This is a genomic window from Erwinia plantamica (assembly GCF_043420595.1).
Lineage (GTDB): Bacteria > Pseudomonadota > Gammaproteobacteria > Enterobacterales > Enterobacteriaceae > Erwinia > Erwinia aeris.
On sequence record NZ_JBGCUC010000003.1, the window covers coordinates 12,315 to 36,684 of the forward strand.

Genomic DNA, 24,370 nt, shown 5'->3' on the forward strand with positions numbered 1-24,370 from the left:
TAATTTCAAAACGGTACTGTTTTTTTGCGTGCGGCGCTGCCGCTTCGCTTGTTTTCCCTGGGTCAAATGGGTTGCCAGCGGTTAGGCTGGACGGCCTGATTGTCAAAGAGCGGGCGTGCTGAAACTGATAGCCTGAAGGAAGAACTTTTATCCGCTTAAGTATCAACACACCTTAATTAATAGCATAGGTTATTAAACCTGCCAATAGCAAAGCGTGTTTGACGAAAAATACGCGTCGCTATAAATTCTGGTATATGAAACCGAATACACTCGCCTACCGACTGAACATGGCTATGACCATGATGGGGATCACCCAGGGTGCTTTAGCTAAAGCATCGGGCGTATCACAACCTACGATCTGGCGTCTGACCAAGGGAGAGGCCGAAGGGTCGCGCAAACTGGTCGATATTGCCAGAGCGCTGGATGTTAATGTGCAATGGCTGGCCAGCGGCGAAGGAGAGATGCGCGGCAACGCTGGGCTGAGCGCTATTGATAAAGTAAAAAGTGGATCGACGATTCCGGTCTGGGGACCGGAAGGGAAAACAGGGGAAATAGTCTCTTCGCCCAATGGAGTAAAGGCGAAGAAGACCTGGCGCGCCTACATTCTTGACAGGAACAGTGGCTGCGCGGAAGCCACTACCGGCAGCATCGTTATTGTCGATACCGACGTACCACCCGAATCTGGAGATTTGGTCATGGCCAGGGTGAGTTCACGCATCTCGGTTTATCGCTATCTGGAAGGCCCCTCCAATGGTTTTTTAACCGTGGACGATCCCCGATTGCCCGCCGTAGAACTCTCCGATGAGTCAGAACTGATTGGCGTAGCGATCTTTCTAATCCGTGATTTAAGGCGATAGTTACTGACATCCTGCCCTGGCAGAATGGTTTCTTTGTAACGCCCCCCAGACACTCTGTGCAGCACAGATATCATCAGCTTATCCTCGCGAAAACCCATCCTCTGTAACAGTTAATCTGCGCAGAGGCTTTGGCGCATTGATTCAACTGAATAGATTAGTAAAGCTTTTAATAACATCGCCAGAATAATACGTAAAAAAAGCGTTAAGAAAATAATTAAGCAAACAAAAACAACAACTTAAGCCAATAACAAAAGTTATACTTGCAATACCTATTGATATTAATAATAACTATGGCTATTGTTTTTTAAGGTGGACAAATTCCCCCCACTTAACATTCCTCATCGCCTTGTTTAAGTCGCTGGGAAATCGACTAATTTGCCCGTAACCGGAGGGTTGTTTATGACCATTATCATCTGGAAAAAGTCCCGTCCTGCCGGCACCAGCAAGAGCCGTTATAAGGCCAGACGTGCCGAGATGCAGAAGGTGTTGGCGCAGGAAGAACAGCTTGCCCGGCGGATAACGCGAACGTTGGCGGGCTGCAGTTTGAGGGTGCTGAAGGCGGTACACAAGTGACACAATGGCCTGCTCCTGTAATTTATACTGGTTTTATATACAGTATTATTTCTTTTACCGGGCAGGCAAGTTTTTTTCATAGCGGCTGGTACGGTTTTAAAGGTCGTTCTCCCCTTCCCACCGTTCCCCCGTACTGTCGCAGGGCGCAACAGTGCAGGTCTGCGCAGTAAAATGCGCGCAGGCCGACGGAAAATCAGGCCCGATCGGCGTTAGCAGCGTGACAGGCCGGAAAAAAACTTTTTTGGGGCGATAGACTAGCTGGCGAAAGCTTTGTAGCTAACCGTCATGGTGGCTTTGCAGAAGATGCAGTTAGCGCCGTGAGGATTTTTAGGCGTGATACTGTGGAGCGAGAAGCGGTACTGACATCCGTGGCATGTCGGACATCTGAATTTGATAGGAGGAATAAGTAGCCTTAGTTTTACGAAATTGAAGCTCCAGCCTAACACTCCCTGCCGTCTCTGTCGAATCTAACACCCGTTCCACATCGATAAATGCGATTATTTATTCCGTCAGACTGCTTCGTTGACGTTGGTTAAGTTCTTAAAGCCTCTCCTGATATGGATATGCCTGCTAAAACGCCATCACAGCGCCGTTACAGCATTTTTATCCATGAACGTCCTGTCACCCTGGTAGCGTGCCGTAACGGTGTCAGTCGCTCGACAGCGGCTCTGAAGCGGGCTGCCGTCATAGCAGCCCGGATCCTGCGGATCCTTGATATATTCACGGCCTTTAAGGCCTTTTGCCGACATTAAGACTAAACTCAAGAGGCATTTACCCCGGTAGACATAATCCGGATAGCGTAGTCGTACCACCCCCTTGTCAAGCCTTACGCCTTTCACACTCAGAAACAGTCAAATCTTGTTTATCAATTCTTTGCGGGGGATTTTACCGTGGTGTTTTTTGCGACCCGTTTCCGGCTGCCGTACGTAACCAGAAGCAGGGTAAAAAAAATCAGAGCTGAGCCAATCAACGTTTCCATTAAAAGCCTGCCTTAATGATTTGATGAAGTCCCTATTTTTGCCCGGCGCCGCTAAACGCTTTGCCAACATGCTGCATAAATGTCCTGTTCTGCCCTTCTGGTAAGCGCTATCTGACGCCGCTATAACGATTTTTTGCTCCCGTTTTGCGAAGGGTTATGCATTCTTCTGCAAGTCGGCTGTAAGAGATTTTATTTTTTGGAATAAACGTCAGATCTGAAAGAAGTTGTCGGTGACAGCCTTTCGGCAACAGGCTTAGGATACAAAACGAAGTCAGAGAAAAGTCAGGACAGACCGTTACAACGGATGCCAAAAGCAGTATGGCAAGGGAGCGTAACTTATGCGAAGGCAAGTAAAGAAAACAGTCAGCTTGCCGTTCCCGGCGTTAAACCAGCCTCATGACGGCCAGATCAGCGGAGAAGAAAGGATGCTTAACCGAATCAAAAAACTGGAAGAAGATATGTACATCGTCCGGACAGACGTGGCGGTCATCAAGGCCAGCTATGCCACACGGACAGACGTCAGCGAAGCGAAACAAAGCATTATTTTATGGGTGGTAAGTGCCATTTTTCTGGTGCAGCTTTTACCTGCTTTTATTCACTACTTCAGCCCTTAAGCCGGCAGGCCACGGCATTCGCCCGGCAAAGCTGCTGCTGGCATCCGTAAGCCAGCCAGATGCGCAATGGCGCGATGGCCCTACCCCAGAAACGTTGGCGCCCAGGCCTGCGTATGGCCCTGGCGCGAAATACGGCGGTAATAAGCGGTTTTAAACCAGAAGGCTGGCGGACTATACCTGCATATTCATCACTTCGGAGTAGGCATTGACCAGCTTGTTGCGCACCTGAATGCCCATCTGCATAGAAAGCGATGCCTTCTGCATATCGATCATAACGTCATTCAGGTTCACGCCGGGTTTACCCAACTCAAAATCCTGCGCCTGCGTACGTGCTTCAGTTTGCGTATCGCTGATTTTGTTCAGCGCAACTTTCATCGCGTCTGCGAAATCTGCGTGGCTGACCGCATCGGTCTGCTTACCGCTTGCCTGAATCGCTGCGGTCTGCAGCTGCTGCATTACGCTCTCAATACCCTGAATTGCCATGACTTACCTCGGTTAGAAAAGGGAGAAGATTTTTGCTGTGTGAAAACTTACCACAATGTCAATAAGACAAAGCCCGTAAATAAGAGCAAAAGTCATAGCTTATCCAGCCATCGAATTTTTCATTTCAGAAAATAATGGCACCCCATAAGAGGTGGATTAATTTGTTTAGCCAGCACATCAGGGAGTCAGATTTGTTACGACACTACACGAAACAGTCCGGTCAACTGTCAGGCGGGAAAGAGTCATGAATGCAACTGTCACGCAGGATCAACCAGAGAAGAAAGGTTTGAACGACCTTTTTGCTCGTTTAAAGGCAAATCCTCGCATCCCGATTATCATCGCTGCGGCGGCTGCCGTTGCCATTGTAATCGCCATGGTGCTGTGGGCCAAACAGCCTGAGTACCGTGTGCTTTACAACAACCTCAGCGATGAAGATGGCGGCGCCATCGTCACTCAGCTGACCCAGATGAACATTCCTTATCAGTTCGATGATAAGGGCGGCGCGCTGATGGTGCCCGCTGAGAAAGTGCACGAGCTGCGTCTGCGCCTGGCCCAACAGGGCCTACCGAAAGGCGGTGCGGTCGGCTTCGAACTGCTGGATCAGGAAAAGTTCGGCATCAGCCAGTTTAGCGAGCAGGTTAACTACCAGCGCGCGCTGGAAGGCGAACTGTCCCGTACTATCGAAACGTTAGGCCCGGTCAAGAACGTACGCGTACATCTTGCCATGCCAAAACCGTCGCTGTTTGTGCGTGAACAGAAAGCGCCAACCGCATCGGTTACCCTGACGCTGCAGCCCGGCCGTGCGCTGGACCAGGGTCAAATCAGCGCCATCGTGCATATGGTATCCAGCAGCGTTGCCGGCCTGCCGCCGGGCAACGTGACCGTGGTCGACCAGGCCGGTCATCTGCTGACGCAGTCCGATAATGCCGACCGCGATCTGAATGACGCGCAGCTGAAATACGCCAGCGATGTGGAAACCCGCTACCAGCAGCGTATCGAAGCGATCCTGAACCCGATTTTGGGTAACGGTAACGTACACGCTCAGGTAACGGCGCAGATTGATTTTAATGCTCGTGAGCAGACCGACGAGAAGTATCAGCCCAACACCGATCCTTCTAAACAGGCGATCCGCTCACGGCAGAGCAGCAACAGCGAGCAGTCCGGCGGTCAGTCCGGCGGCGTGCCCGGCGCACTCTCTAACCAGCCTGCGCCTGCCAACAGCGCGCCGGTGACGACGCCAGCTAATGGCGCAAACGGTGCGAACGGTGCGAACAGCACCACGGCGAACAACGCCACGGCAAACCAGAACAGCAGCACGACAAAAACCGGGCCGTTAAGTAGCCGTAATGATGACACCACGAACTACGAAGTAGACCGCACCATCCTGCATACCAAGATGAATGTAGGTGAAGTACAGCGTCTTTCTGTAGCCGTAGTGGTGAACTACAAAACCGACGCGGCCGGCAAGCCGATAGCGCTGACCGATGCGCAGCTGAAGCAGATTGACAACCTGACGCGTGAAGCGATGGGCTATTCAGAGCAGCGCGGCGATACGCTGAACGTGGTGAACTCCCAGTTCAACGATACGCAGGAAATCGGTGGCGACCTGCCATTCTGGCAGCAGCAGTCCTTTATCGACCAGATAATGGAAGCCGGACGCTGGTTGCTGGTACTGATTGTGGCCTGGATCCTTTACCGCAAGCTGGTTCGTCCACAGCTGCAGCGTAAAGCGCTTCAGGAGAAAGCGATGGTGGATGCCGCGACCCAGGCAAGAGCGGGCAGCGATGACGATGCCGTCTCCGTGAAGCTGTCGAAAGACGAGCTTGATCAAGAACGTAAGTCTCAGCACCGCATGAGTGCTGAGGTAATGAGCCAGCGTATTCGTGAGATGTCGGAAAACGACCCACGCGTGGTGGCTCTGGTCATTCGCCAGTGGATGAAGGACGAACTATGAGTCTCACCGGTACCGAAAAAAGCGCCATTCTGATGATGACGATTGGCGAAGACCGCGCGGCCGAGGTGTTCAAACACCTTGGCGCCCGCGAGGTGCAGCACCTGAGCGCCGCGATTTCAAATATGCGTCAGGTTTCTCACAAGCAGCTGACCGAAGTACTGCATGAGTTTGAAAACGATGCCGAACAGTTTGCGGCGCTGAGCGTTAACTCTAACGACTACCTGCGCTCCGTACTGACTAAAGCGCTGGGTGAAGAGCGCGCAGCCAGCCTGCTGGAAGATATTCTGGAAACCCGCGAAACCACTACGGGCATGGAAACGCTCAACTTTATGGAGCCACAGGCGGCGGCAGACCTGATCCGCGACGAGCATCCGCAGATCATTGCTACCATTATGGTACACCTGAAGCGTTCGCAGGCGGCCGATATCCTGGCCCAGTTCGACGAGCGTCTGCGTCACGACGTGATGCTGCGTATCGCCACCTTCGGCGGCGTGCAGCCAGCGGCGCTGGCCGAGCTGACCGAAGTACTGAACGGCCTGCTCGATGGTCAGAACCTCAAGCGTGCGAAGATGGGCGGCGTGAGAACCGCAGCGGAAATCATCAACCTGATGAAGACGCAGCAGGAAGAAGCGGTTATCGAAGCGGTACGCGACTTCGACGGCGAACTGGCGCAGAAAATTATCGACGAAATGTTCCTGTTCGAAAACCTGGTGGAGGTCGACGACCGCAGCATCCAGCGTCTGTTGCAGGAAGTGGAATCGGAATCGCTGCTGGTGGCGCTGAAAGGCTCCGAACAGCCGCTGCGCGAGAAGTTCCTGCGCAACATGTCGCAGCGTGCGGCAGATATTCTGCGCGACGACCTGGCGAACCGTGGCCCGATGCGTATGTCGGCAGTGGAAAGCGAACAGAAAGCCATCCTGCTTATCGTTCGTCGTCTGGCGGAAAGCGGCGAGATGGTGATTGGCGGCGGCGAGGAACAGTATGTCTGATAAATCTTCACTTCCCTGGCAGCGCTGGCAGCCCAACGATCTTGGGCAGCCGAATAAGCCGCTGATGGCCTCGTTCGACGAGCCGGAAGCGCCGCTGGCGGATCTGACAGACGATCCGTTCAGCCAGCAGCAGTCTGAGCTGGAGCAGATGCAAAACCAGGCGCGCAGCGAAGCGCAGGGCCAGGGCTATGCCGAAGGGCATCAGCAGGGGTTCAGTGAAGGACAGAAAGCAGGCTATGAAGCCGGCTTTCAGCAGGGGCTGGCCGAGGCGCAGCAGCAGCAGGCGCCGCTTCAGGCCCGTATGCAGCAGCTGGTCTCTGAGTTTTCCCACACGCTGGAAGCGTTGGACAGCGTGATCGCCGCCCGTCTGATGCAGCTGGCGCTGGAGGCCGCTCGCCAGGTGATTGGCCAGGCGCCGCACGTCGACGGCACCGCCCTGCTTCGTCAAATCCAGGGCATGATCCAGCAGGAGCCGATGTTCAGCGGTAAACCCACGCTGCGCGTGCATCCGGATGATTTACAGCGTATTGAGCAGTCGCTGGGCGCCACGCTCAGCCTGCACGGCTGGCGCCTGATGGCGGACAGCACTATCCATCCCGGCGGCTGTAAAGTCAGCGCCGAAGATGGCGACCTTGACGCCAGCATCGCTACCCGCTGGCACGAACTCTGCCGCCTTGCCGCGCCGGGAGAACTGTAATGACCACCTCTCGCCTGTCGCGCTGGCTTGGCGCGCTTGACTCTTTCGAACAGCGTCTGGCCAATGTGCCGGACGTTCGCCGCTATGGTCGCCTGACCCGCGCCACCGGCCTGGTGCTGGAGGCGACCGGCCTGCAGCTGCCGCTGGGCGCGACCTGCGTGATCGAGCGCATGGACGGCAACGGCGTCAGCGAAGTCGAGAGCGAAGTCGTCGGTTTTAACGGCCAGAGGCTGTTTTTGATGCCGCTGGAAGAAGTAGAAGGCATTTTGCCCGGCGCGCGCGTGTATGCCCGCGTGGCCGGCGACAGCCAGCACAGCGGCAAACAGCTGATGCTCGGCCCGGAGCTGCTGGGGCGCGTACTCGATGGCAGCGGTCGGCCGCTGGACGGGCTGCCTTCGCCGGAAACCGGCTATCGCGCGCCCTTGATTACGCCGCCGTTTAACCCGCTGCAGCGTACGCCGATTACCGATGTGCTGGACACCGGCGTGCGGGCCATTAACGCCCTGCTGACCGTGGGTCGCGGCCAGCGTATGGGCCTGTTCGCCGGGTCCGGCGTGGGTAAAAGCGTGCTGCTGGGCATGATGGCGCGCTATACCAAAGCCGACGTAATTGTGGTTGGGCTGATTGGCGAGCGTGGCCGTGAAGTAAAAGACTTTATTGAAAATATTCTGGGCGCCGAGGGCCGCGCGCGCTCTGTAGTAATCGCGGCGCCAGCGGATGTTTCTCCGCTGCTGCGTATGCAGGGCGCGGCCTACGCCACGCGCATCGCGGAAGATTTTCGCGATCGCGGCCAGCACGTGCTGTTGATTATGGATTCCCTGACTCGTTACGCCATGGCCCAGCGTGAAATCGCCCTGGCTATCGGTGAGCCGCCTGCCACCAAAGGCTATCCGCCTTCCGTTTTCGCCAAGCTGCCCGCGCTGGTGGAACGTGCCGGTAACGGCATTGACGGCGGCGGCTCCATCACCGCTTTTTATACGGTGCTGACCGAAGGCGATGACCAGCAGGATCCCATTGCGGACTCCGCGCGCGCCATTCTTGACGGTCACATCGTGCTGTCGCGTCGCCTGGCGGAGTCGGGCCACTATCCGGCCATTGATATTGAAGCGTCGATCAGCCGCGTGATGTCGCATCTGATCGACGATACGCACTATGCGCGGGTTCGCCAGTTCAAACAGCTGCTTTCCAGCTATCAGCGCAACCGCGATCTGGTAAGCGTAGGCGCCTATGCCGCCGGCAGCGATCCGACGCTGGATAAAGCGATCAAGCTCTATCCGGAGCTGGAAACCTTCTTACAGCAGGGCATGTTTGAGCGCAGTACGTTTGACGACGCCTGTCTGCATCTGCAGGCAATTTTTGGTTAAGGGCTGACTGATGGCAAAACACGCATCGCCAATTGAAACCTTGTGCGGCCTGGCGCAGAAAGATCTGGAAAAGGCCGCCATCCAGCTGGGCGACGTTCGTCGCGGTCAGAAACAGGCTGATGAGCAGCTACATATGCTGCTGAACTATCAGGACGAATATCGCAAAACGCTGAACACCACCATGACGGAAGGGATTAACAGCACCCGCTGGTACAACTACCACCAGTTTATCGAGACGCTGGAAAAAGCGATCGAACAGCATCGCCAGCAGCTGGCGAACTGGAACGGCCGGGTAGAAAACGCATTGCGCCTGTGGCGCGACAAGCAGCAGCGGCTTCATGCTTATGAAACCCTACAGGCTCGCGCGGCAGCAACCGCACTATTACAGGAAAACCGTCTCGATCAGAAACGGATGGATGAATTTGCCCAACGGGCATCATTGAGGAAAGGCGAATGATGACTTTGCCACTGGTTAACATGGCGGCGAAAACCGCGACCGCTTCCACTAACGGCGCGGCGGCGGATGCTACCGATATCGGCACGGATATTGGCGGTGCGGCTACGGCCGACGGCGCGCAAACCGGCAACGCGGGCTTTCTGTCGCTGCTTGGCAATAAGCTGCTGACGCTGGCGCAGCAGGGGCAAACAGCCCTGCCCGCCTCGGCGACGGCGGCCGTTGCCGCTGCCGACGATAAAAATGCCGCCTCGCCGAAGGCGAAACTGAACGCGCTGCTGGCCGCGCTGGATAAACCGGAAACGCTGAACTCGCTGCTACAGCCCGCGAAAACGCCGTTGGAAGACAACGCGATCGCGCTGACTAAAAGCCAGGACGACAGCGAAACCGCCGCCGCCGCGACGCCCCTGAGCAGCAGCGATATGCAGGCGCTTCAGGCGCTGTTCGCCATGCTGCCGCAGGCGCAGCAGCAGCCGACCGCAGCCCTTGCCAAAGGCGGCGATAGCCTGACCGAAGGCAATATCAAAGGCAGCAACGCTAACGCTACCCTTGCCTCGCTGTTAGCCAGCGCGGGCGGCGCTAAGACGACAGCCGTCGACGGCGATGAAACCGCAAAAGACAGCGACAGCAGCATGCCGCTGAGCAGCACTAACACCCTGAGCGCAGCGGCCGGCACGCAGAAAGGCGATATCGCTACGCTGAACAGCGCCTTCCAGCAGGTGCTGGGCCAGGTGACTAAAGACAGCGATAAAGACAGTGCCGCCAGCCAGACAACGATTACACCTGGTGTTATCAGCGCTGCTTCCGCCGCCGTGACGCCAGCTACAACCTCGCTGGTTAGCGCACCGGCTACGCCGCAGCTGAGCTCTCAGCTGGGCAGCCCGGAATGGCAGCAGGCGCTGGGCCAGCAGATTGTGATGTTCAGCCGCAACGGTCAGCAGACCGCCGAGCTGCATCTGCATCCGCTGGATCTGGGCAGCATCCAGATTAGCCTGAAGCTGGACAGCGATCAGGCGCAGCTGAGCATGGTGTCGAACCACAGCCAGGTGCGCGCCGCGCTGGAGGCCGCCATGCCGCAGCTGAAGGAAGCGCTGGCGCAGAGCGGCATCAACCTTGGGCAGACCAACGTCAGCAGCGACGCCCAGGCGCAGAGCCAGAGCTTTAGCGGCCAGCAGGAGCAGCGTAATAACAGCCGTGGCAACACCTTTAGTCTTGCTGCCGACGCCGACAGCGAGATCACCCCTATCGCCGTTCCTGCCTCCCTCCAGGCGCGCGCTTCGGGCAGTAATGCCGTTGATATCTTCGCCTGACGATCACAAACGCCAAAGCTAACGGCAAAACCCGCGTCTTTTCGCCCTATTGTTTAGCGAGCGATGCGGGATAATCTGCCCATAACGTCGTCAGAGAGCAGGCACTCCCGGCTCTTGAACATACTCACAGGAATTATCGCCCGTATGACTGAGAAGAAAGCCAAAAGCGGCAAACGTAAACTCTTGATTATCCTGATAGCGCTGGTGGTTCTGGCCGCTTGTGGCGCAGGAGGCTATCTGGTCTGGCATAAAATGCACGGGTCTGCCGACACGGCAAAAGCTGAAAAGCCTGCGCCGCCGCCTGCACCGGTATTCCTGGCGCTGGATACGTTTACCGTTAACCTGATCAACCCGGATAACGATCCCGATCGCGTGCTTTACGTTGGCTTCACGCTGCGTCTGCCCGATCAGGAAACGCTGCAGCGCGTAAATGATTATCTGCCGGAAGTTCGCAGCCGCCTGCTGCTGCTGCTCTCTAACCAGAACGCCGCGTCGCTGGGCAACGAACAGGGCAAGCAAGAGCTGGTCAAACAGATTAAAGCCACGCTTGCGCCGCCGCTGGTACCGGGACAACCTCCGCAAAAGGTGACGGACGTTCTGTTCACCGCCTTTATCCTGAGGTAGGGCAAAATGGCCGACAGCATTCTCTCACAAGCGGAAATTGACGCGCTGCTTAACGGCGACAGCGACAGCGCGGCGGAAGAAAACGTCAGCAGCGCGGGCGACAGTGATATTCGTCCTTACGATCCCAATACCCAGCGTCGCATGGTTCGCGAACGTCTGCAGGCGCTGGAGATCATTAACGAACGCTTTGCGCGTTCATACAGGATGGCGCTGTTTAACCTGCTGCGTCGTAGCCCGGATATCACGGTAGGCGCGATTAAAATTCAGCCGTATCATGAATTTGCTCGCAACCTGCCGGTGCCGACGAACCTGAACCTGATCCACCTGAAGCCGCTGCGCGGTACGGCGCTGGTGGTGTTTTCGCCAAGCCTGGTGTTTATCGCCGTGGATAACCTGTTTGGCGGAGACGGTCGCTTCCCTACTAAAGTAGAAGGACGCGAGTTTACGGCAACCGAACAGCGCGTCATTCGCAAGATGCTAAAACTGGCGCTGGAAGGCTACAGCGAAGCGTGGAAACCGATTTATCCGCTGGACGTGGAGTATGTTCGCTCCGAAATGCAGGTAAAGTTTACTAATATTACTACTTCACCTAACGATATCGTGATTACCACGCCGTTCCAGGTGGAGATTGGCAACCTGATTGGCGAGTTCAATATCTGCATTCCGTTCAGCATGATTGAACCGCTGCGTGAAACCCTGGTCAACCCGCCGCTGGAGAACTCGCGTCAGGAAGATCACAACTGGCGCGAGACGCTGGTGAAGCAGGTTCAGCACTCCGAACTGGAGCTGATTGCGAACTTTGCCGACGTCTCGATGCGGATTTCACGCCTGCTGGCCCTGAAGCCCGGCGATGTATTACCGATAGAAAAACCGGATCGCATTATCGCTCATGTCGATGGCGTGCCGGTCTTAACCAGCCAGTACGGCACCCTGAATGGGCAGTACGCGCTGCGTGTGGAACATCTGATTAACCCGATTTTGAACTCGATGAATGAGGAACAGCCCCATGAGTGACACCAATAAGCCGTCCGTTGACGACCTCTCTGCGGACGACCTTTGGGCTGACGCGCTGAACGAGCAGTCAAACTCAACCAGCACCGCGTCCGAAGGGGTGTTTAAATCTCTGGAAAGTAATGATATCGCCGGTTCGCTCCAGGATATCGACCTGATTATGGATATCCCGGTCAAGCTGACCGTGGAACTGGGCCGCACCAAGATGACCATTAAAGAGCTGCTGCGTCTGACGCAGGGTTCCGTGGTGGCGCTGGAAGGCCTGGCCGGCGAGCCGCTGGATATTCTGATCAACGGTTATCTGATTGCCCAGGGCGAAGTCGTGGTGGTTGCCGATAAATACGGCGTGCGCATCACCGACATCATTACGCCATCTGAACGTATGCGTCGACTGAGCCGTTAATGACGACCGCCAGCCAAACGCAGCAGGAGCAAGCGCCAATGAGCACGGGCCAGCAGCAACCGGCGGCGCATTCGCCGGTCAACGTCGGACAAACGCAACAACCGCCAGGCCAGCCGGCCGCTTCCACCGGTTCAGTGTTGACGCAGGTCAGCAGCGTGTTGGCCGTGATTATTCTGTTGATTCTGGCCTGCGCCTGGCTGGCGAAACGATTTGGCTTCGCGCCCAAAACGGGCAAGCGCGGCCAGCGGGATATCTCGATCAGCGCCAGCTGCCAGGTTGGGCAGCGCGAGCGCGTGGTTATCGTTGACGTGCAGGATGCCCGGCTGGTGCTGGGCGTGACCGCACAGCAGATCACCCATCTGCATACCCTGCCGCCCTCACCGGTGCAGGAAAATCCGGAAGAGCCGCAGCCCGCTGGCGATTTCCGTCAGGTGTTAGAGCTTATTAAACGCGCCGGAAAACCAAAATGAAACGCATTCTTCCTTTCTTAGCGCTGCTGCTGCTGCTGGCGCCTGAAGTTCACGCCCAGTTGCCGGGCCTGGTCAGCCGTCCGACGGCTAACGGCGGTCAGAGCTGGTCGCTGCCGGTGCAGACGCTGGTGTTTATCACCTCGCTGACTTTCCTGCCCGCTATTTTGCTGATGATGACCAGCTTTACGCGCATCATCATTGTTTTCGGCCTGCTGCGTAACGCGCTGGGCACGCCGTCCGCGCCGCCAAACCAGGTGCTGCTCGGCCTGGCGCTGTTTCTGACCTTCTTTATTATGAGTCCGGTATTGGACAAGATTTATCAGAACGCCTATCTGCCGTTCAGCGAAGACAAGATCAGTATGCAGGACGCGCTGGATAAAGGCGCGCAGCCGCTGCGTGAATTTATGCTGCGGCAGACTCGCGAAGCGGATCTGGCCCTGTTTGCTCGCCTGGCCAACTCCCCGCCTTTGCAAGGCCCGGAAGCGGTGCCGATGCGCATTCTGCTGCCGGCCTACGTGACCAGCGAGCTGAAAACGGCGTTCCAGATTGGCTTTACCGTGTTTATCCCGTTTCTGATTATCGACCTTGTCGTCGCCAGCGTGCTGATGGCGCTGGGGATGATGATGGTGCCGCCCGCGACCATCGCGCTGCCCTTTAAGCTGATGCTGTTCGTGCTGGTAGACGGCTGGCAGCTGCTGATTAGTTCGCTGGCGCAAAGCTTCTATTCATAATAATCGGGCGACGACGTCGCCCGGCAAAAATCGCGGCGCTGCCTGTCGCGACGATATAGGCCCTCAATTTTCCCGGAGTCGTGATGACACCAGAATCGGTTATGTCAATTGGTCATGATGCGCTGCACGTTGGGCTGATCCTGGCTGCACCTCTGCTGCTGGCGGCGCTGGTCAGCGGTCTACTGATTAGCCTGCTGCAGGCGGCGACGCAAATCAACGAACAAACGCTCTCTTTTATTCCAAAAATCCTCGCCGTCGTTGCGACCATCGTCGTGGCTGGCCCGTGGATGCTGAGCCTGGTGCTGGACTATATGCGCACCCTGTTTACCAACCTGCCTAATATGATCGGTTAAATGATTAACTTCGACAGCAGCCAGCTGATGTTATGGATGGGGCAACTTTTTTGGCCCCTCGCCCGCGTGCTGGCGTTAATCATGACCGCCCCGATCCTCAGTGAAAAATCGATTAGCAAAAAGGTTAAGCTCGGCTTAGGCCTGATGATTACCTGGGTTTTGATCCCCACGCTGCCGCCGGTTAATGTGACCTTATTCTCAATTGGCGGCTTCTGGCTGCTGATTCAGCAGATTCTGATTGGCGTGGCTATCGGTTTTACGATGCAATTTGCCTTTGCGGCAGTCAGAACCGCAGGTGAAGTCATTGGTTTGCAGATGGGTATCTCTTTTGCCACCTTTTTCGATCCTTCAAGCCGACTGAATATGCCGGTGCTGGCCCGCTTTATGGATATGCTGGCCATGCTGCTGTTTTTATCTTTTAACGGTCACCTGTGGTTAATTTCTATGGTCGCCGACAGCTTTCATACGCTGCCTGTTGGCGGAGAGCTGATTAACGGCAACGCGTTTCTGGCGTTAACGAAAGCAGCCAGTCTGATTTTCCTTAATGGAATGCGATTAGCGTTACCCCTGATAACGCTGCTGCTCATCATTAACCTGGCACTGGGTTTGTTAAACCGTGTTTCACCTCAGCTGTCGGTTTTTGCCATCGGCTTTCCTATCACCTTATCAATCGGTCTTATCTTCCTGAGCCTGATGATGCCGCTCCTGGCCCCGTTTTGTGAGCATTTATTCAGCGAAGTATTTGATTTACTCTCACAGATCCTTAGCGAACTTCCTGCCAAATAAACTTAAGTATTCAGAACCACCTTAAGAGAGGCCCTGGGTGCATTGTTAAGCGTGTAGAATGTTTTTGCACATTTTTCAAACCACCGACACCAGAAAATTCTTAAGGAAAATCTGATTAATCGCTTCACCCAATGAAAATTATTCTTATTAAATGCCAGTTAGCGTATTTTGTTTAACGAAACGGATGCAATGTTGCTTAAATGTTAAGCATCGGAGTGAATAAAAACGTCTGTTTTTACTGGAAATTTTATTTTTTGCCGTTATTCTTGTAGCAAATCGTATTTCACAGCAGGTTTAGTGCCCTATACAGCGGCACACATTCGCGTGATGAATGTTTTTTAGGATTCGTCCTATCAGATTTCTCTGCGTTCTGCGCGATAGTGGCGAAGTTCACAAAGCAGTGCGGCAAACTTCTGTCAGATCCTCCATCTGTCTACGGATGTTTTACCGCGTTGGTAGTGGGTGGTTTGCCTAAACTAAACGGTTACATCGAGCATGGACAGGTTTGTTCAGCGTCCGCTAACAGACTTAATGCTGAGTACAAATAATAAAATTGAAAACAGAACATATTACTCTCGTAACTTACACAACGCGTAATTCATCGTTAGTTTAAACGAATAACAATTTGGTGAGGGTCGCAGTTATGCCAACAATTATAATGGATTCATGCAGCTACACACGCTTAGGTCTTACTGATTATATGTCCGTCAAGGGAGTTAAAAAGAAAAACATAACTTCCGTTACCGACATCGATCAGCTTCAAATTAAATGCCAGCAGCTCCAACCGGGCGTTGTATTTATTAACGAAGATTGTTTTATTTATGAAGCAGATGCCAGCCAGCGTATAAGAGACATTATTACGCAGCATCCTGACACGCTGTTTTTCATCTTTATGGCTATCTCTAACATCCATTTTGAGGAATACCTCTACGTTCGTAAGAACCTGATTATTACGTCAAAATCGATTAAGCCTGCTACACTCGATAACTTACTTCTGTCCTATTTCCAGAAGAAACTCAACGTGTCGCCTCGCTATTCCGCTGGCTTCGATGTTCATCCATTGACGCTAAGCCAAACCGAGTCGAACATGCTTAAAATGTGGATGTCCGGTCACGATACCATTCAGATCTCGGACAAAATGCAAATTAAAGCCAAAACGGTTTCTTCGCATAAAGGCAATATTAAACGCAAGATTAAGACTCATAATAAACAGGTCATCTATCATGTTGTGCGCCTGACTGATAACGTCACCAGCGGTATCTACGTCAACGTACGCTAAGCGTTAAAGAAGCCGGCTTATGCCGGCTTTATTTTATCCACTAATGTTAACAGGATCACACTTTTCCGTTAACCTTTCGCCTCTCTCTGCCGATGAGTTGTAAACAAAGCGAAGCCTGTCGCTTCGTTTACCCAGACAGAGAGCACAAGGACATGACACCACTCCCCCAACCCGAAGGTTCTTCTCACTTAAGTTTCTGGCAGCATCTGCGCCTCGTTCCCCTGTTCACCACTATTCTCGGTGCCATCCTGTTTCTGTTCGCCCTGTGCATCGGCCTGGCGAGCTATTATCTGATCCAGAGTAATCAGTCGCTCAAGGACGTTACCGAAGAGATCCAGGTACGTATGGCTATCTCTAACAGCTCCAATCACCTGCGTACGGCCCGGCTGAATATTATTCACGCGGGCGCGGCGGTGCGCATTGGCGATATGGATCTGTTTAACGAGAATCTTAAACAGGCGGAAAAGCGTATTCAGCTGGCTGGCGAGAATTTTAAAGCCTACACGCAACGGCGCATTAAAACCCCGGCGGACGAAGCGCTGGATGGTGAATTGACCACCCGCTTTACGGCCTATGTCAGCGAGGGCCTGCTGCCAATGGTAAAAAGCGCCAAAGACGGCAGCTTTGAAAATGTGATAACGCGAGAAACAGATTTCACGCGCGGCCTGGATAATGACTATAACGCCGTACTGCTGAAAGCCATCGCCATTCGTACCCAGCGCGCCACCGCCATTAACGCGGGCGCGGAGGCGCAAACCCGCATGGGCTTTATTATGATGGCCGGCGCTTTCGCCGCCGCGCTGCTGCTGACGCTGGCTACCTTTATCTTCCTGCGTCGCGTGATCATTGCCCCGCTACGCCAGGCGGTGCAGCGAATTGAGCGTATTTCGCATGGCGATCTGACCGCGCCGCCGCAGGCCTGGGGCCGCAGTGAAATCGGCGCGTTGGGCAGCAATCTGCAAACGATGCAGCAGGCGCTGGTGAAAACGGTCGGCACAGTGCGTGAAGGTGCGGTAGCTATCTATCAGGGCTCGACCGAAATTTCGGCGGGCAATACCGATCTATCCTCCCGTACCGAGCAGCAGGCGGCGGCGCTGGAAGAAACGGCGGCCAGCATGGAACAGCTGACCGCAACCGTGAAGCAGAATGCGGAAAATGCGCACCATGCCAGCCAGCTGGCGGGCGACGCCTCCGGGAAAGCCCGCCAGGGCGGGGATATCGTTTCCGGCGTGATCGGCACCATGAATAATATTTCCGCCAGCTCAAAGAAAATTGCTGAAATTACCACGGTTATCAACAGCATCGCATTCCAGACCAATATTCTGGCGCTGAATGCCGCCGTTGAAGCGGCGCGGGCGGGCGAACAGGGTCGCGGTTTCGCCGTGGTGGCCAGCGAGGTGCGGAATCTGGCGCAGCGCAGTGCGGGCGCGGCGAAGGAAATTGAAGGGTTGATTGCCGAATCGGTCAGCCTGATCGATCGGGGATCGACTCAGGTCAGCCATGCAGGCGAGAGAATGACGGATATCGTCCAGGCCGTACACAGCGTTACGGAGATTATGGCCGAGATTGCTTCTGCTTCTGATGAACAAAGCCGGGGCATCCAGCAGGTGAGCCAGGCCGTATCGGAAATGGATAACGTTACCCAGCAGAACGCCTCGCTGGTGGAACAGGCCTCCGCCGCCGCCTCATCGCTGGAAGAGCAGGCCTCGCGTCTGACGCAGGCCGTAGCGGCCTTTAATCTTAGCGGCACGCCACAGCCGACTGCGCCAGTGCTGAAAACCAAAGCGGCGCCGTTGCGTCCGGCGCTGGCGGACGGCGATAACTGGGAAAAATTTTAGAACGGGCGTAAAAAAGGGCGAATTGCTTCGCCCTTTTTCATCCTGCGCGGCTATTCGGTATGCGGTTCTACAAAAATGCCGTCCCGCTGCCCCAGCTCGTTAAAAAACCAGATCCCCTGCGGATAATCCTCCAGCGAGACCAGATACATGGTGCCTTCGCTAAAGTCCTCTACCGCCAGTACCGTGCCGGCGCGGCGCGGCCCGCCGTCGGTCTTTACCGTGACCCGATCGTTTACCTTCATTTTTTTCTCCTGGTAGGTGCGCTACAAATAAGATAGCGCATCTTACCCGGAAACCGGCGCGCTTAACGACGCGCAATGACCCAAACGGCGTGCACAATACCCGGAATGTAGCCGCAGAGCGTCAGCAGGATATTCAGCCAGAAGGCGCCGCCAAAACCGACCTGCATAAAAACACCCAGCGGGGGCAGAAGAATAGCAATAATAATACGTAAAAGATCCATGTCGCCTCCATAGCGCGGATAACAGCTTGTTTTGTAATCGTTTGTTCAGTATAGCCCGAATCTGCCGTTGCGCCTGCCGCCGCATGTAAAACAACGTAATGAACGTATATTTTTCACTTTTTTAACGTTTTACGGTGAGACTTCTGACAACGGCCCGGCATACACTGTTCCCACTGCACCAACCCCAAAGGCGCAGTCAACCTAAAAAGTAACAAGGATTTTTGCCCGCGCAGCGCGGGCTTTTTTTTGCCTTTTTTTCAGGCATTGCGTCGGTTATGCGCAAAAAAAACCCGGCCAGCGGCCGGGAAAAAATTAAAATTCGCTACAGAGAAAAATCTCTGACCCGCGTAGCCTACCGATTGGCCTTATTAAGAATTTTCTTAACTTCATAGCACATTATTTTTTTTCCTGTGAATTTATCCACCTTTTTTGTCTGAAGCCCTGTCGCCTCGCCTGCTCGCCTGTAAGTAGTTACTTACGTGAGTTATTGCTGTTTTTTAAGAGAATTCCTGGGCGAACCGCTTCGTTTGTTTGCCTGCCTTTTCTGCGCCTTCGATGGATACCGCTATACTTGAGTCACTTGCCTCAGGCTATGGAGAAACAACGATGCCGGCGCTGCATGATCCCCTGATGATAGTTACGGATTTAGATGGTTCCCTGCTGGATCATCATACCTACAGCTGGGAGGCTGCCGAGGCCTGGCTGGCGCGTCTGAAGGCGGCCGATATTCCCATCGTGATCTGTTCAAGCAAGACGGCGGCGGAAATTGAGCCTCTGCAGCGGGCGCTGGATATCGTCGGCGCGCCTTTTATTGCGGAAAACGGGGCCATCGTGAAATGGCAGCAGCAAACGCCTGCCGCTGCCGATCGGCCTTCCGCAAAGGATTATGCGGCGATCTGCAAGACGCTGCGGCAATTGCGTGAGCAGGATGGCTTTAAATTTACCGGGTTCGCCGACGTGACGGAAAAAGAGGTGGCGGACTGGACAGGCCTGACGCCGCGCGACGCCGCCCTGGCGAAAACGCGGGAAGGGTCGGAAAGTTTGATCTGGCGAGATACCAGCGAGCAGTTTACCGCTTTCCAACAGGCGCTGGCGGCGCAACAGCTGGAGCTGGTTCAGGGCGGGCGTTTCTGGCACGTCATGAATCAGGGACGCGGTAAGGGCGCGGCGCTTGACTGGCTGCTGACGCACTACCCGCCTCCCGGCAGCGGCCGCTGGATCACTATCGGTCTGGGCGACGGTCCCAACGATGCGCCCATGCTGGAGAAAGTAGATTATGCCGTCGTGACCAAAGGCTATAGCAAAACCGGCGTGACGCTGAAGCGTCAGCAACATGTTTTTTACAGCGCAGGCTTTGGCCCGGAGGGCTGGAGCGAGGGCCTGACGCACTACATTACCTGATAACAGATTTCCCATGCAGCCCAACTACGGGCCCGGCTTAAGGAACACGCGATGAGTGATTTTTTCCAGAACGGCGTTATCACCAACTTTCATAATCTCACCGCACGTCCAGTTGAGGAACTGGAGCAGGAGCTGGTGCAGTTCGCCACGCGGCGCAAGATGGGACTGATCCTGCCTTCGCTTTTTTCCGAACTGGAAGGCCCGGCGCTCGGCCATATCGTTGACGAGCTGGCTAAGGTGCCCTATCTCGAAGAGATAGTTATCGGCCTGGATCGCGCCGATCGCGAGCAGTTTCTTTACGCCCGCGACTTTTTTTCCCGCCTGCCGCAGCGCCATCGTATTTTGTGGAACGACGGGCCGCGCCTGAAGGCGATTGATGCCGAGCTGGATAAAGAAGGGCTTTCCCCTTCTCAACCGGGCAAGGGTCGTAACGTCTGGTTCTGTACCGGCTATACGCTCTCTTCGGAAAGTACCAGCTGCGTGGCGCTGCACGACTGCGATATCGTAACTTATGAACGCGGCATGCTGGCAAGGCTGCTCTATCCGCTGGCGAACCCGTCTTTTCAGTATGAGTTCTGTAAGGGTTTTTACGCCCGCGTGGCCGACAACAAGCTGAACGGTCGCGTTGGCCGCCTGCTGGTTGGGCCGCTGCTGCGTTCGCTGCAGAAAGTGTACGGCCATTCGGAATACCTGGACTATCTGACCAGCTTCCGCTATCCGCTTTCCGGCGAGTTCGCAATGCGCACGCACGTGCTGAACAATATAAAGATCCCCGGCGACTGGGGGCTGGAAATCGGCGTGCTGTCTGAAATCTATCGCAACTACACCACGCGCCAGAGCTGCCAGGTTGAGATCGCGCATAATTACGATCATAAACACCAGCCGCTGTCGGAAGAGGACGGCACCGGCGGCCTGCGCCGGATGAGTAACGATATCGTCCAGTCTTTGCTGCGCAAGATGGCGACAATGGGCGTGGATTTGACCAGCGACTCGTTCCGCGTGTTGAAAGCGACCTATTACCGCAACGCGCTGGATATGATGGAGATCTACAGCCATGAAGCGGCGATGAACGGGCTGAAGTTCGATCAGCACGCGGAAGAGGCGGCGGTGGAAATGTTTACTCAGTCGATTCTGGAAGCCGGACAATCCTTTATCGAGCGGCCGAACGAAAAACCGTTTATTCCAAGCTGGAGCCGCGTGCAGTCCGCTTTCCCTGACATTATGCAGCGTATCTATCAGGCGGTGGAAGAGGATAACAAGGGCAACGTTTAGTCCCGGTCGCAGACGCGATTGCGTCCTGACGTTTTGGCTATATAGAGCCTGCGGTCGGCAATCGAGCGCAGGCTTTTAAAATGATAGTCGCCCGACGCCTCGCTGGAGGCGACTCCCAGCGAGGCCGTTACCCTCAGCCATGCTGAATTCCCGGCAAACACCTGCTTTTGCGCCAGCGCGACGCGAACTTTCTCCGCTATTGCCACGGCCTCGTCGGCAGTAACGGCCAGCGCAATGCAAAACTCCTCACCGCCAACGCGCCCGGCGATCGCCGACGGGTCAATGGTGTCATCTATCACGGCGGCGGCATAGGCCAGCACGCGATCGCCTGCCTCATGACCATAGCTGTCGTTTACCTGTTTAAAGCGGTCGAGATCCAGCTGGATCACCGAAAAAGGCCTCTGCCTGAGCTGGCTCTCGTACGCCAGCGCGTTAGCCCGTTCGAAAAACGCGCTGCGGTTCAGCATCTTCGTCAGCCCGTCATGGCTGGCGCGCCAGCGGAGTTTTTCCTGCATCGCCAGCAGGCGCCTGACCAGACGAATAATGAGCTGGTGCGACAGCAGCAGCGCCAGCGTAAACAGCAGCCACATCCCCAGCAACGCCAGCGCTACCTGACCGGTGCTGCCAGTCAGGCTCTGCCGCAGCGTATCCACATTAATCAATACGCCTCGGGCATAACGGGTTTTGACCCAGCTGATATAGCGCGTATCAAGCCGCAACGCGCCGCGATCGCTGTGGGCGATGGCCCGTTGCAGCCGGGCGATCTGCTCAGCGGTAAAATGTGCGGTCGCTGGCCCGTCTACGGCGCTGGCCAGCGGCCTCAGGTTGATATCATAAAAAAGTATGCTGCCCATTGGCCGTTCAGGCAGCGACAGCAGAAGCTGTTGGCGAATGTTGGCGGCCGAAAAATCCATTGCCAGCACGCCATACCAGTAGCCGTCCAGATCGACAGGCAGACTGAGCGTCAACGCGCTGCGGCCTGCGGCAGTCGCGTCCGGGCCGCTCCAGCGCGGCTGCCTGGACAGATTGCTTTCAGGCCGCATAGCGGTAAACCAGGGCGCGTTCACCACGCGGGTAAGATAGCGCAGCGTATCCTCGCCCTGCGGCAACGGCGTGGAGCTGAGCCAGAATCCCGCCCGCGAGAGGTACCAGAGCCGCGAATGAAAATCTCTGTTGGCGTCGTTAAGCTGCAAAATCAGGCTCATCATCAGCGTTGCCGCCAGCTCCGGCTTTAGCCTGGCGTCGTCGCGCCTGAGCAGCGGATAGGCGGCAACCGCGTCGTCGGCAATACCGGATAGCGGCAGGCTGTGGGTCATGCTGGCGTAGAGATGCCAGACCGGCTGGCTACGCAGCAGCGAAAAATAGTCCAGCTGTCGCCGCATCTGGCTGTTTTCGGCAGGCGCGCGCATAACCTGTTGCAGCATATTGCGGCAGAACAACAGCTGGTCAAGGCTGAACTGAAACTGGCGATCGAGATCGTCGGCAATATCTTTCAGGCTGGCGCGCTGGCTAAGCTCATAGGTTGCTTTTAACACGCTGCCTTCTCGCCAGGTCAGTACCGAGGAGAAAAGAAAGACCAGCAGAAAACAGACATGAATAACCGCCTCAGGATGGGAATGGGCCAGCTTCACACGGCAACGCTCCTGCCAGCGGGAAAGAGCTTTTCAGTTTAGCTGCGGCAGGAAGGTTGCGCCAGCAGCGGCGCGGCGGGAAGTAAATGATAACAGGACGAAATTTCTCGTCCCGTTCGTTCAACGCTAGCTGGCAAGCCGGTTTTGCCCCGCGCTCAGCGCGCAAAGCTCCTCTTCCCGAAACGCTTCGCGCCGCACGCTGTAGCCGTCATACCAGCGACACTCCACCATACCGCTGGCATAGCCGGTAACCACCATTGCCGGACCGCCTTCTTTAAGCTGCACTGCCTCACTGACCATGATCATGCCGTTTCTCCTGAGCTGGAAACTTCGGGGGAAATTCAGGTATAGCAGGCAATCGCGCGGCGCGCCGTTAACGGTAGGTAAAAGTTTTGTTAAAAAGGAATAAGCAGTTAAAAAGGCGAAAATTAAAAAAAGCGAGTAAGGATTACTCGCTTCAAAGAAGGGTCGAACTCAGATTTTGCAGCCTTCGCAGTCCGCTTCGTCGCTCAGGTCAGTCGGGACTTCGCTGGCTTTTTTCTCGGCGTTGGCTTCTGCCTGTTCCAGCTCGGCATCAATATCAAATTCAAAAATATCGTCTTTCATCGTCGCTCCCGGTTTGGTGAAGGGGTGTCTTTATACTGATTATGCCCGCAGTTTGCCAGCCAGATTTACCCCGCACAGCACGATCGATCCGACGATAAAACCAATCACCAGATTTGCGCCGTTGCTGATAAGCGAGCTGATAAAACCGCTGTGGCCCGCGGCCAGATGCTCAATAAAGTGATGGATGAAGGGCACGCCGTGCGCAATGATGCCGCCGCCGACCAGAAACATCGCTATTGTGCCGACTACCGTCAGCACCTTCATCATTTTTGGCGCCAGGGTCAGCAGCACGCTGCCGATACCTTTGGCCAGCGATGAGGTTTTCTGTTGCAGCCACAGGCCCAGATCGTCGATTTTCACGATACAGGCGACAATGCCGTACACGCCGACGGTAACCAGAATGGCGATACCCGCCAGGATCATCACCTGGCTCAGCAGCGGCGCTTCGGAAACGATACCCAGCGTAATGGCCACAATTTCTGCCGACAGAATAAAGTCCGTGCGCACTGCGCCTTTGACCTTTTTCTTCTCGAAGGCGGCGGCTTCCTGCTGCGAGAGATTGCGCAGCCGCTGTTCTCGCGCCGCATCGCTGTTTTTCTCTTTGCCGTGCAGGCTATGCAGCACCTTTTCCACGCCTTCATAGCTAAGGTAAGCACCGCCCAGCATCAGCAGCGGCGTGATCGCCCAGGGGATCCACGCGCTGATGGCCAGCGCCAGCGGCACCAGGATCAGCTTGTTAAGAAAAGAGCCTTTCGCCACGCCCCAGACCACAGGCAGTTCCCGGTTGGCTTTGACGCCGCTGACCTGCTGCGCGTTCAGCGACAGATCGTCGCCCAGCACGCCGACGGTCTTCTTTGCCGCCACCTTGCCCATGATTGAGATATCGTCCATCAACGTGGCGATATCATCCAGTAAAGTCAGTAAGCTACTACCCGCCAAAATTTCCTTCCTTATTTAATGTTCATCATGCTGACAGCAGGGACAGACGTTGACTTCCGCTACCGTCATATCGGCTATGCCTTCGCAATCCCACTCAACCCTCACCGGCTGGCCCGCGTCCAGGTTGTGATGCACAAATTTGCTGACCGGGCTTTCGGTCATCCCGGCGATCTCCTCCGTCGCCACCAGCTGCTCGCCTACAAAAATGCGCGCGGTAGCCTGCGTGTTGACCATGCGCTCGCCGCTGATTTTGTACAGCCGTCTGACTGTGAGTTTGATACTGGCCATC

30 protein-coding genes are annotated in these 24,370 nt (G+C 55.3%); 20 read left to right on the forward strand and 10 right to left on the reverse strand.

Annotated elements, in window-relative coordinates; genetic code table 11:
• The first annotated feature begins 218 nt into the window (after window positions 1–218).
• Entirely contained in the window at window positions 219–857 is a 639-nt protein-coding gene (locus tag AB3U87_RS03450; protein ID WP_253460483.1) for a LexA family transcriptional regulator, read from the forward strand.
• A gap of 399 nt (window positions 858–1,256) precedes the next feature.
• Complete coding sequence (locus AB3U87_RS03455) at window positions 1,257–1,430, forward strand: hypothetical protein (RefSeq protein ID WP_253460480.1); 174 nt, start codon at window positions 1,257–1,259, stop codon at window positions 1,428–1,430.
• A gap of 254 nt (window positions 1,431–1,684) precedes the next feature.
• Here the strand turns inward: AB3U87_RS03455 and ymcF are convergent, their stop codons facing one another.
• Both ymcF and AB3U87_RS03460 read right to left on the reverse strand, forming a co-directional pair.
• A complete protein-coding gene (ymcF, locus tag AB3U87_RS22595) occupies window positions 1,685–1,876 on the reverse strand; it encodes a cold shock small protein YmcF (RefSeq protein ID WP_367317858.1) in 192 nt (63 codons plus the stop codon).
• A 405-nt stretch (window positions 1,877–2,281) separates the two neighbouring features.
• Window positions 2,282–2,479, reverse strand: coding sequence for a hypothetical protein (locus AB3U87_RS03460; protein WP_394148419.1), 198 nt, complete (start codon window positions 2,477–2,479; stop codon window positions 2,282–2,284).
• Between the two features lie 355 nt (window positions 2,480–2,834).
• On the opposite strand from AB3U87_RS03460, the gene AB3U87_RS03465 reads away from it, so the two are divergent.
• Window positions 2,835–3,023, forward strand: coding sequence for a hypothetical protein (locus AB3U87_RS03465; RefSeq protein WP_301730382.1), 189 nt, complete (start codon window positions 2,835–2,837; stop codon window positions 3,021–3,023).
• Window positions 3,024–3,194: 171 nt separating this feature from the next.
• Here the strand turns inward: AB3U87_RS03465 and fliE are convergent, their stop codons facing one another.
• Entirely contained in the window at window positions 3,195–3,506 is a 312-nt protein-coding gene (fliE, locus tag AB3U87_RS03470; RefSeq protein ID WP_253460474.1) for a flagellar hook-basal body complex protein FliE, read from the reverse strand.
• A 244-nt stretch (window positions 3,507–3,750) separates the two neighbouring features.
• Between fliE and fliF the strand changes: the two genes are divergently transcribed.
• From fliF to AB3U87_RS03545, 15 genes are all read left to right on the forward strand, one after another.
• The gene (gene fliF / locus AB3U87_RS03475) at window positions 3,751–5,460 is read left to right on the forward strand and encodes a flagellar basal-body MS-ring/collar protein FliF (RefSeq protein ID WP_369895703.1); all 1,710 of its coding nucleotides are present in this window, start codon (window positions 3,751–3,753) and stop codon (window positions 5,458–5,460) included.
• Window positions 5,457–6,449: a flagellar motor switch protein FliG gene (fliG, locus tag AB3U87_RS03480; RefSeq protein WP_253460469.1), complete on the forward strand. Its 993-nt coding sequence runs from the start codon at window positions 5,457–5,459 to the stop codon at window positions 6,447–6,449. The genes fliF and fliG overlap by 4 nt, the downstream gene beginning before the upstream one ends.
• On the forward strand, window positions 6,442–7,146 hold the full coding sequence (gene fliH / locus AB3U87_RS03485) for a flagellar assembly protein FliH (RefSeq protein WP_253460466.1): 705 nt from the start codon (window positions 6,442–6,444) through the stop codon (window positions 7,144–7,146). Before fliG ends, fliH begins: the two co-directional genes overlap by 8 nt.
• On the forward strand, window positions 7,146–8,510 hold the full coding sequence (gene fliI, locus AB3U87_RS03490; RefSeq protein WP_125288010.1) for a flagellar protein export ATPase FliI: 1,365 nt from the start codon (window positions 7,146–7,148) through the stop codon (window positions 8,508–8,510). Before fliH ends, fliI begins: the two co-directional genes overlap by 1 nt.
• A gap of 10 nt (window positions 8,511–8,520) precedes the next feature.
• Window positions 8,521–8,967: a flagellar export protein FliJ gene (gene fliJ / locus AB3U87_RS03495; RefSeq protein ID WP_394148423.1), complete on the forward strand. Its 447-nt coding sequence runs from the start codon at window positions 8,521–8,523 to the stop codon at window positions 8,965–8,967.
• Window positions 8,964–10,274, forward strand: coding sequence for a flagellar hook-length control protein FliK (locus AB3U87_RS03500; RefSeq protein ID WP_394148425.1), 1,311 nt, complete (start codon window positions 8,964–8,966; stop codon window positions 10,272–10,274). The genes fliJ and AB3U87_RS03500 overlap by 4 nt, the downstream gene beginning before the upstream one ends.
• A 144-nt stretch (window positions 10,275–10,418) precedes the next feature.
• A complete protein-coding gene (fliL, locus tag AB3U87_RS03505) occupies window positions 10,419–10,898 on the forward strand; it encodes a flagellar basal body-associated protein FliL (protein WP_125288013.1) in 480 nt (159 codons plus the stop codon).
• A 6-nt stretch (window positions 10,899–10,904) separates the two neighbouring features.
• Window positions 10,905–11,912, forward strand: coding sequence for a flagellar motor switch protein FliM (gene fliM / locus AB3U87_RS03510; protein ID WP_253460461.1), 1,008 nt, complete (start codon window positions 10,905–10,907; stop codon window positions 11,910–11,912).
• The gene (fliN, locus tag AB3U87_RS03515; protein ID WP_125288015.1) at window positions 11,905–12,312 is read left to right on the forward strand and encodes a flagellar motor switch protein FliN; all 408 of its coding nucleotides are present in this window, start codon (window positions 11,905–11,907) and stop codon (window positions 12,310–12,312) included. Before fliM ends, fliN begins: the two co-directional genes overlap by 8 nt.
• Before the next feature lie 38 nt (window positions 12,313–12,350).
• Entirely contained in the window at window positions 12,351–12,782 is a 432-nt protein-coding gene (gene fliO / locus AB3U87_RS03520) for a flagellar biosynthetic protein FliO (RefSeq protein ID WP_125288318.1), read from the forward strand.
• Window positions 12,779–13,513, forward strand: a complete 735-nt coding sequence (gene fliP, locus AB3U87_RS03525) for a flagellar type III secretion system pore protein FliP (RefSeq protein ID WP_125288016.1) — start codon at window positions 12,779–12,781, stop codon at window positions 13,511–13,513. Before fliO ends, fliP begins: the two co-directional genes overlap by 4 nt.
• A gap of 83 nt (window positions 13,514–13,596) precedes the next feature.
• A complete protein-coding gene (gene fliQ / locus AB3U87_RS03530) occupies window positions 13,597–13,866 on the forward strand; it encodes a flagellar biosynthesis protein FliQ (RefSeq protein WP_125288017.1) in 270 nt (89 codons plus the stop codon).
• Window positions 13,867–14,652, forward strand: a complete 786-nt coding sequence (gene fliR, locus AB3U87_RS03535; protein WP_253460458.1) for a flagellar biosynthetic protein FliR — start codon at window positions 13,867–13,869, stop codon at window positions 14,650–14,652. It begins immediately after the preceding gene.
• Between the two features lie 643 nt (window positions 14,653–15,295).
• Window positions 15,296–15,931: a transcriptional regulator RcsA gene (gene rcsA, locus AB3U87_RS03540; protein ID WP_253460455.1), complete on the forward strand. Its 636-nt coding sequence runs from the start codon at window positions 15,296–15,298 to the stop codon at window positions 15,929–15,931.
• Between the two features lie 152 nt (window positions 15,932–16,083).
• Entirely contained in the window at window positions 16,084–17,769 is a 1,686-nt protein-coding gene (locus AB3U87_RS03545; protein WP_301730388.1) for a methyl-accepting chemotaxis protein, read from the forward strand.
• Between the two features lie 50 nt (window positions 17,770–17,819).
• Here AB3U87_RS03545 and dsrB read toward each other — a convergent pair whose 3' ends face one another.
• Window positions 17,820–18,011, reverse strand: coding sequence for a protein DsrB (gene dsrB, locus AB3U87_RS03550; RefSeq protein ID WP_253460447.1), 192 nt, complete (start codon window positions 18,009–18,011; stop codon window positions 17,820–17,822).
• Between the two features lie 62 nt (window positions 18,012–18,073).
• Entirely contained in the window at window positions 18,074–18,232 is a 159-nt protein-coding gene (locus tag AB3U87_RS03555; protein WP_039385165.1) for a YqaE/Pmp3 family membrane protein, read from the reverse strand.
• A gap of 606 nt (window positions 18,233–18,838) precedes the next feature.
• On the opposite strand from AB3U87_RS03555, the gene AB3U87_RS03560 reads away from it, so the two are divergent.
• Together AB3U87_RS03560 and AB3U87_RS03565 are read left to right on the forward strand one after the other, a co-directional pair.
• Window positions 18,839–19,633 (forward strand): mannosyl-3-phosphoglycerate phosphatase-related protein, encoded by a 795-nt coding sequence (locus AB3U87_RS03560; protein ID WP_394148427.1) that lies wholly within the window; start codon window positions 18,839–18,841, stop codon window positions 19,631–19,633.
• 51 nt (window positions 19,634–19,684) lie between these two features.
• Window positions 19,685–20,905 (forward strand): glycosyltransferase family protein, encoded by a 1,221-nt coding sequence (locus AB3U87_RS03565; protein ID WP_253460442.1) that lies wholly within the window; start codon window positions 19,685–19,687, stop codon window positions 20,903–20,905.
• Here the strand turns inward: AB3U87_RS03565 and dgcQ are convergent.
• The 5 genes from dgcQ to AB3U87_RS03590 form a co-directional block, all read right to left on the reverse strand.
• On the reverse strand, window positions 20,902–22,536 hold the full coding sequence (gene dgcQ, locus AB3U87_RS03570) for a cellulose biosynthesis regulator diguanylate cyclase DgcQ (RefSeq protein WP_394148429.1): 1,635 nt from the start codon (window positions 22,534–22,536) through the stop codon (window positions 20,902–20,904). The genes AB3U87_RS03565 and dgcQ overlap by 4 nt on opposite strands.
• A gap of 126 nt (window positions 22,537–22,662) precedes the next feature.
• Window positions 22,663–22,842 (reverse strand): YodC family protein, encoded by a 180-nt coding sequence (locus AB3U87_RS03575; RefSeq protein ID WP_125288024.1) that lies wholly within the window; start codon window positions 22,840–22,842, stop codon window positions 22,663–22,665.
• 168 nt (window positions 22,843–23,010) lie between these two features.
• Window positions 23,011–23,142: a hypothetical protein gene (locus AB3U87_RS03580; protein WP_255416512.1), complete on the reverse strand. Its 132-nt coding sequence runs from the start codon at window positions 23,140–23,142 to the stop codon at window positions 23,011–23,013.
• A gap of 39 nt (window positions 23,143–23,181) precedes the next feature.
• Window positions 23,182–24,081, reverse strand: a complete 900-nt coding sequence (locus tag AB3U87_RS03585; protein ID WP_253460436.1) for a DUF808 family protein — start codon at window positions 24,079–24,081, stop codon at window positions 23,182–23,184.
• Between the two features lie 15 nt (window positions 24,082–24,096).
• On the reverse strand, window positions 24,097–24,369 hold the full coding sequence (locus AB3U87_RS03590) for a hypothetical protein (RefSeq protein WP_125288026.1): 273 nt from the start codon (window positions 24,367–24,369) through the stop codon (window positions 24,097–24,099).
• Between the last annotated feature and the right edge of the window lies 1 nt (window position 24,370).

What these genes read in the sequence shown, in the direction of transcription:
- rcsA (WP_253460455.1), top strand. Translation starts at nt 15,296, where the DNA reads ATGCCAACAATTATAATGGATTCATGCAGCTACACACGCTTAGGTCTT.
- fliN (WP_125288015.1), top strand. Translation starts at nt 11,905, where the DNA reads ATGAGTGACACCAATAAGCCGTCCGTTGACGACCTCTCTGCGGACGAC.
- fliI (WP_125288010.1), top strand. Translation starts at nt 7,146, where the DNA reads ATGACCACCTCTCGCCTGTCGCGCTGGCTTGGCGCGCTTGACTCTTTC.
- fliQ (WP_125288017.1), top strand. Translation starts at nt 13,597, where the DNA reads ATGACACCAGAATCGGTTATGTCAATTGGTCATGATGCGCTGCACGTT.
- AB3U87_RS03580 (WP_255416512.1), bottom strand. Translation starts at nt 23,142, where the DNA reads ATGAAAGACGATATTTTTGAATTTGATATTGATGCCGAGCTGGAACAG.
- AB3U87_RS03455 (WP_253460480.1), top strand. Translation starts at nt 1,257, where the DNA reads ATGACCATTATCATCTGGAAAAAGTCCCGTCCTGCCGGCACCAGCAAG.
- AB3U87_RS03575 (WP_125288024.1), bottom strand. Translation starts at nt 22,842, where the DNA reads ATGATCATGGTCAGTGAGGCAGTGCAGCTTAAAGAAGGCGGTCCGGCA.
- dsrB (WP_253460447.1), bottom strand. Translation starts at nt 18,011, where the DNA reads ATGAAGGTAAACGATCGGGTCACGGTAAAGACCGACGGCGGGCCGCGC.
- fliF (WP_369895703.1), top strand. Translation starts at nt 3,751, where the DNA reads ATGAATGCAACTGTCACGCAGGATCAACCAGAGAAGAAAGGTTTGAAC.
- AB3U87_RS03565 (WP_253460442.1), top strand. Translation starts at nt 19,685, where the DNA reads ATGAGTGATTTTTTCCAGAACGGCGTTATCACCAACTTTCATAATCTC.
- AB3U87_RS03560 (WP_394148427.1), top strand. Translation starts at nt 18,839, where the DNA reads ATGCCGGCGCTGCATGATCCCCTGATGATAGTTACGGATTTAGATGGT.
- AB3U87_RS03500 (WP_394148425.1), top strand. Translation starts at nt 8,964, where the DNA reads ATGATGACTTTGCCACTGGTTAACATGGCGGCGAAAACCGCGACCGCT.
- AB3U87_RS03555 (WP_039385165.1), bottom strand. Translation starts at nt 18,232, where the DNA reads ATGGATCTTTTACGTATTATTATTGCTATTCTTCTGCCCCCGCTGGGT.
- fliP (WP_125288016.1), top strand. Translation starts at nt 12,779, where the DNA reads ATGAAACGCATTCTTCCTTTCTTAGCGCTGCTGCTGCTGCTGGCGCCT.
- fliL (WP_125288013.1), top strand. Translation starts at nt 10,419, where the DNA reads ATGACTGAGAAGAAAGCCAAAAGCGGCAAACGTAAACTCTTGATTATC.
- fliJ (WP_394148423.1), top strand. Translation starts at nt 8,521, where the DNA reads ATGGCAAAACACGCATCGCCAATTGAAACCTTGTGCGGCCTGGCGCAG.
- AB3U87_RS03460 (WP_394148419.1), bottom strand. Translation starts at nt 2,479, where the DNA reads ATGTTGGCAAAGCGTTTAGCGGCGCCGGGCAAAAATAGGGACTTCATC.
- AB3U87_RS03590 (WP_125288026.1), bottom strand. Translation starts at nt 24,369, where the DNA reads ATGGCCAGTATCAAACTCACAGTCAGACGGCTGTACAAAATCAGCGGC.
- fliH (WP_253460466.1), top strand. Translation starts at nt 6,442, where the DNA reads ATGTCTGATAAATCTTCACTTCCCTGGCAGCGCTGGCAGCCCAACGAT.
- AB3U87_RS03545 (WP_301730388.1), top strand. Translation starts at nt 16,084, where the DNA reads ATGACACCACTCCCCCAACCCGAAGGTTCTTCTCACTTAAGTTTCTGG.
- AB3U87_RS03465 (WP_301730382.1), top strand. Translation starts at nt 2,835, where the DNA reads ATGCTTAACCGAATCAAAAAACTGGAAGAAGATATGTACATCGTCCGG.
- fliG (WP_253460469.1), top strand. Translation starts at nt 5,457, where the DNA reads ATGAGTCTCACCGGTACCGAAAAAAGCGCCATTCTGATGATGACGATT.
- fliM (WP_253460461.1), top strand. Translation starts at nt 10,905, where the DNA reads ATGGCCGACAGCATTCTCTCACAAGCGGAAATTGACGCGCTGCTTAAC.
- fliO (WP_125288318.1), top strand. Translation starts at nt 12,351, where the DNA reads ATGAGCACGGGCCAGCAGCAACCGGCGGCGCATTCGCCGGTCAACGTC.
- fliR (WP_253460458.1), top strand. Translation starts at nt 13,867, where the DNA reads ATGATTAACTTCGACAGCAGCCAGCTGATGTTATGGATGGGGCAACTT.
- fliE (WP_253460474.1), bottom strand. Translation starts at nt 3,506, where the DNA reads ATGGCAATTCAGGGTATTGAGAGCGTAATGCAGCAGCTGCAGACCGCA.